3 protein-coding genes and 2 riboswitches are annotated in these 5,495 nt (G+C 47.3%); of the genes, 2 read left to right on the top strand and 1 reads right to left on the bottom strand.

Translation table 11 applies throughout. The annotated features are described in order from the left end of the window. Nucleotides 1-65 precede the first annotated feature (65 nt). Together WAM07_RS13670 and WAM07_RS13665 are read left to right on the top strand one after the other, a co-directional pair. Nucleotides 66-2,012 (top strand): TOMM precursor leader peptide-binding protein, encoded by a 1,947-nt coding sequence (locus tag WAM07_RS13670; RefSeq protein WP_422167689.1) that lies wholly within the window; start codon nucleotides 66-68, stop codon nucleotides 2,010-2,012. Nucleotides 2,013-2,032: 20 nt separating this feature from the next. Further along, entirely contained in the window at nucleotides 2,033-3,598 is a 1,566-nt protein-coding gene (locus tag WAM07_RS13665; protein ID WP_422167687.1) for a SagB/ThcOx family dehydrogenase, read from the top strand. Nucleotides 3,599-3,604: 6 nt separating this feature from the next. Here WAM07_RS13665 and WAM07_RS13660 read toward each other — a convergent pair whose 3' ends face one another. After that, nucleotides 3,605-4,501, bottom strand: coding sequence for a sulfite exporter TauE/SafE family protein (locus WAM07_RS13660; protein ID WP_422167685.1), 897 nt, complete (start codon nucleotides 4,499-4,501; stop codon nucleotides 3,605-3,607). A gap of 594 nt (nucleotides 4,502-5,095) precedes the next feature. Further along, nucleotides 5,096-5,200, bottom strand: a riboswitch (SAM riboswitch). Nucleotides 5,201-5,365: 165 nt separating this feature from the next. Then, a riboswitch (SAM riboswitch) is annotated at nucleotides 5,366-5,466 on the top strand. Nucleotides 5,467-5,495 lie beyond the last annotated feature (29 nt).

The following is a 5,495-nucleotide window of genomic DNA, read 5'->3' as shown; positions in this document are numbered from 1 at the left end:
GACCCTTTTAAAGGCGATGGGATTATTGATCTCTTCGGAGTGGTTGTGAGAGAGGAGGAGACAGGGTGAATTCCACCATTGCACTGGTCGGTAGAGGAAGACTGCTTCATCTGACAGCGGAAGAGCTGAGTCCCCAATGGGAGCTTGCCCGGCTGCCTGATTTTAACGCGCCTATACCTGAGGATACGAGACTGATGATTGTGCTCCATGATACCTGGGATCCATCGATTTATCTTCAGGCGAAAGCGGCGGCCGTGAGCTGTGGTGTGGAGTGGCTTCCTGGATTCGTCTCCTTTGGGGCAGGGGTTGCAGGTCCGCTTGTAAGGCCCCGAAGTGCAGGCTGTTCTCAATGTGCGGAGTCCCGGAGATTGATGGCAGCTACAGATAGACAGGATCTATGGAGGATGCATCAGGCTCTCCTTGAAAATCAGGCCGGTCGACAGGATGAATGGGAATCGGAAACAGCCTTCAGGCAAATGGCCTGCCTGATTAAAAATGAAGTCGAGCAGGTATGTAATGAGCGACCTACGTTATTCAAAGAATCGATTTACCGGATAGATCTTAGGACCCTGGAAACATCACGTCATGTCATTCTTCCGGATTCCTTATGCCCGGTTTGCAGCATTCGGCCGGAGGATTCAGCTTCGGCTGCCGAAATCACGCTTGAGCCAAGTATGAAAATTCATAAAAACAGCTATCGGTGCCGGTCAAAGGAAGAGTTAAGCAGCGTCCTTTCAAAAGATTATCTCGACTCTAGGACTGGAATGTTAAACAATAAATTGCAGGATTTTGAAACACCGTTTGCCGATGTCATTGTCAACCTTCCTATAATGGGCGGGGATGAAGGAACAGCAGGACGAACAAACTCGTACGCTGAAAGTGAAATGACCGCCATCCTCGAAGGACTGGAACGTTCGTGCGGGATGGAACCACGGGGAAAACGAACGACTGTCTTTGATAGCTACAGCAATCTTAAGTCTGCTCTTCATCCCCTTCAAGTGGGGGTTCATTCGAACAAACAGTACGCGCAGCCCCATTTTCCCTTTACCGCTTTCCACCCGGATCGAAAAATGAACTGGGTGTGGGGTTACTCTCTTCAGAATAAAGCCCCCCTCCTGGTTCCGGAGCGGCTCGCATATTACAGCATGGGCTGCGGGGATGGATTTGTATTTGAAACTTCCAATGGATGTGCGCTCGGCGGCAGTCTGGAGGAAGCCATTTTCCACGGAATGCTTGAAGTACTGGAACGGGATTCTTTTCTCATCACGTGGTACGCCAGACTCCCGCTCCCGCGCATTGATCCATACACTTCAGAGGATAAAGAGCTGTTGTTAATGATCGACCGGATGCGTGAGGAAGCAGGCTATGACCTCTACTTGTACAATGCCACCATGGAGCACGGCATTCCGTGTATATTCACGATTATCAAAAAAAGTGACCCCGATCAGGCCGGATTGAACCTTATTTGCGCAGCCGGTGCCCATCTTGATCCGATTAGAGCGGTAAAAAGCGCAATTGTAGAAAGTATAGGCATGGTTAAACCATTGAATAAAGAATTCGAACAGAATAAAGACAAATATGCCGCCATGCTGGATGATTCGTCACTCGTTGAGAAAATGGATGACCACGGGATGCTGTATGGCCTTCCGGAAGCAGAAGAGCGGCTTGACTTTTTGTTGAAAAACGAGCAGAAGCAGCAGTCATTTGCAGAGGCGTTTAACTGGAAGCGGAGCCATCCTGATCTGACGGATGACGTCCGAGATCTTCTGAAGGTCTTCAGCAAGTTGGACCTTGATGTCATCGTGGTAGATCAAACCACGCCCGAGATCCGAAGAAACGATCTTCACTGCGTAAAAGTATTAATCCCGGGGATGCTGCCCATGACATTTGGTCACCACCTCACTCGTATTACAGGTCTTAACAGAGTATTAAACGTGCCAAAAAAACTAGGCTATGTCAGTCGGCCGCTGACGATAGATGATCTTAATCCTTATCCACACCCATTTCCTTAACGGGTTCAAGGAGGTTCGTCATGGATCTAGACTTGTTCTTACATCAACTGCACTTTCATAGTGATCAAGTAAATCCAGGTGACTGGGAAATCGACTGGGAGGACGCTCCGCTTCCTTTTAAAATTTACCGCGGGTTACCGGAGTTTTCACTGCCTCATAGGGTTCCGCTTTCTTCTAAAAAGGAGGGCGCGACCTGCAAAACGAATCTTCCTGCCCTGGGTTCTTTTCTCTGGTGCAGTTATGGATTGACGCAGTTCAGCCAAACCGCACTGACGGCGGGGGGAGAATCCGTGGAAACGATCCAATCTCTGCGGCGCTTCGCTCCCTCAGGCGGCGGTCTTTACCCAAACGAACTGTACATCTACTTGAAAGTGGAAGAGCTGCCGCACGGCATGTATCATTATGATGCTGCCCACCATCGCCTTCTCTTACTTCGCGAAGGAAATTTCGATTCCTATTTGAATCGCACTCTCGGCAATCGTGCGAATCTTGAGGATGGTTTTGGTGCCATCATGATCTCGTCGATGTTCTGGAAGAATTTCTTTAAATACCATAATTTTTCTTATCGATTGCAGGGACTTGATGCAGGGGCGCTTATCGGTCAGATGCTTGAGGCGGGGCAACATTTTCGTTATCATGCCCGGATTCATTTTCAATTTCTGGATCAGGCGGTCAACCATCTGCTCGGGCTCGATGGCAGGGAGGAAAGTATCTATGCGGTGATCCCTTTATCCAGGAAAAAAGAACTACCTATCCAGAGGGGGGGCGGGATAAAACAAAGTGCAAAAGAGCTGTGCGCTGAACTTCCAGCACTTAAAATCAGCTATGTTCAACGCTCCCAAAACGTAAAGGAATTTCCTCAAATTATGGAGGTAAACCAAAGTTCCATGATGGAATTAACAGGATTATTCAGTATTCTAGAAAAAGGGCAGCGGAAGAGGGAGAACAGGCCGGGGATAACTCTGCCTGAAGGAGAAAAGCTGAATGCAAACAAATATGAGGTATTCCGGAACCGGCATTCCCCAGAGATGGATTTTATACCGGGAAAGATCAACGCAGAGAAGCTGGCTGCTCTTCTTCAGCATGCCTGTGCTTCCTTTTTTGCATGCCCGACAGACCTTAATGAAGCGGAGGATACAGCCTCTCGCCTGTCTCTTTATGGATGTTTTTATCAGGTGGAAGGCATCGAGGATGGAGCTTATCGTTATGACCACGTATCTCATTCCTTACTAAAATTGAAAGCGGGGGACTTTCGACCGGAGCTGCAGGCAGGAATGAACATGGCTTACGTTCATTTTCACCAGATCCCTATCTGTCTTCATATAGCAGGTGACCGTTCTTTTTATAGTAAGGAGCTCGGACATAGAGGGTACCGGATTCTGCACATGGAAGCGGGGATGCTGATGCAGCGGTTATTGCTGTCAGCAAGCGCCCTTGGGATGAACGGACACCCCTTACTTGGATTTGATGTTAACCATTGTGACTCCCTCTATAACTTGAAAGCATCCGATCAGACCACGCTTATCCAGATTCCTGTTGGATGCCATCGTCCGAAGAGCCGTCTTACAGGCGGCATGCATATTTAAAGATCCTTACGAAGTTTCTCTCATAGGAGAAGGGTCCTGCCGGTTAAATTGAATGTTTCGCTTGATGGAGAAAAGGACAGCAACTGCCCACCCCGCTATAAGGACGGTATAAATCAACGCCAGCACATCCCCGCTGACGGAAAGGGACAGAAGGACAGTACGCAGATTCACTAAAATAATAAATCCACCCGCCAGTACGCCTAAAATCACGGCCGGGATGATCCGGACCAGCCAGGCAGCAAGCGGAGCTGCGAGGACTCCTCCAATCACAAAAGCCGCTACCCACAGCCAGTTGAACTGTTCGATTCCTAAGAACAGGAGAAAGCCAAGGGTTGCAGAAGTAGTCACAGCAAACTCAGTCGTATCCACTGTACCGATAACTTTTCTCGGTGTTGCTCCTTTTTGTGAAAGGAGAACGGGGGTGTTAATAGGTCCCCATCCACCACCGCCGATGGAATCTAAGAATCCTGCCAGGAAGCCAAGTGGATATAGAAAACGCTTTTTAAGCGGCATTCTCTTCCCGTTCTCATTTGACGGGCGCAGGAAAAGAAAGCGAGCGATGATATAAACCCCGAGCAAAAGTAAGAAAGAAGAGATGAAAGGCTTAATCATATCTCCAGGCAGACTGCTTAGAAAAGCAGCTCCCAAAAAGGCGCTGATCGCTCCCGGAACGATTAAGGTCAGGGCTAATTTTTTGTCCAGATTCCCGAACTTATAATGGGAAAATCCTGAAACAGCGGTTGTGGCGATTTCAGACATATGGATGGACGAGGAGGCAATGGCGGGAGCCACCCCGTAAGCGAGCAAAAGGGAGGAAGAGCTGAGTCCAAAAGCCATCCCCAGGGCACCGTCGATCAGCTGGGCAAAAAAACCGACGAACGAAAAAATAAGTAATCTTCTCAAGTTACATCACTCCTGTTTCTATAATTTATTATTCTGATTGATTTACTGGGTTTTATGTTTAAAAAAATCTAGCTGTTATGTATTCCTGCCTAGGTTTACCAGTCTCTAGCAGTTGATTTAGAATCAAGCTACTGAAGGTGTAAGACTCAGATACGAGATATGGTTGGGGTAACGGTCGCTTTTCATGGCCCTGCACGACGCAGGGTCGTTTTACACGATGTGAAGAACTTAGTCGAACATTCTTTGTGCTGAGCTTACTGGATCTTTTAAGTCCTGGCCAAAATTTTCATTAGGATATTCCAAGCTCCACTTATCGTAAGGGTCGTTGGGGAAGGGGAGACTCCCGTAGGAGAAGGTGCCTGATGAGACCCCGGAAGTCGAAGACTGAGGAGGCTTGTCGGTTCCCCTCAGGAAAGCGAGTCCTTCCCCAACGACCCTATTTCTAATGAGCAGCATGGAATTGAGTCTTATAGTATATGGCCCTGAGATGGAATAAGTCACTTTAAAAAAATAACAACGCTTAACAGAGCATTTGGAAAAAGGCTAAGAAAAAACCTCTTCCCTGAGGAAAGAGGTGAAAAGCTATATAGCTTAACCTTATCTCTCAGACAATGTCTGCTGGAATGAGCACCTTCTCCAACAAGGAGAGGTTGCTGCGGGATCAACGGACCAGATTCCTTCCCCGACTCTTTATAAGGATTATTTAATTTTAAAATTAAGATACTATTCAATCTAAAGGGGGAAGGTATGTCCTGTCAAGAACGATTTTTTAAAATACAGAATATTTAAATTAAGCATTGACATATAATGAAAAGGGGCATAAGATTTTAATCAATCACATTTCAAAAAAATTCAATCATCGTTTTCTTATCTAGAGAGGTGGAGGGACTGGTCCTTTGAAGCCTCGGCAACGGGTCAACAGACGCTGTGCCAATTCCAGCAAGCTATTACTTGAAAGATGAGAAGATGAGACGCTGGCTTATTCATGCTGTAC

Source organism: Halobacillus sp., assembly GCF_049282395.1.
Classification (GTDB): Bacteria; Bacillota; Bacilli; order Bacillales; family Halobacillaceae; genus Halobacillus.
This window is presented reverse-complemented; position numbering and strand designations above follow the sequence as displayed.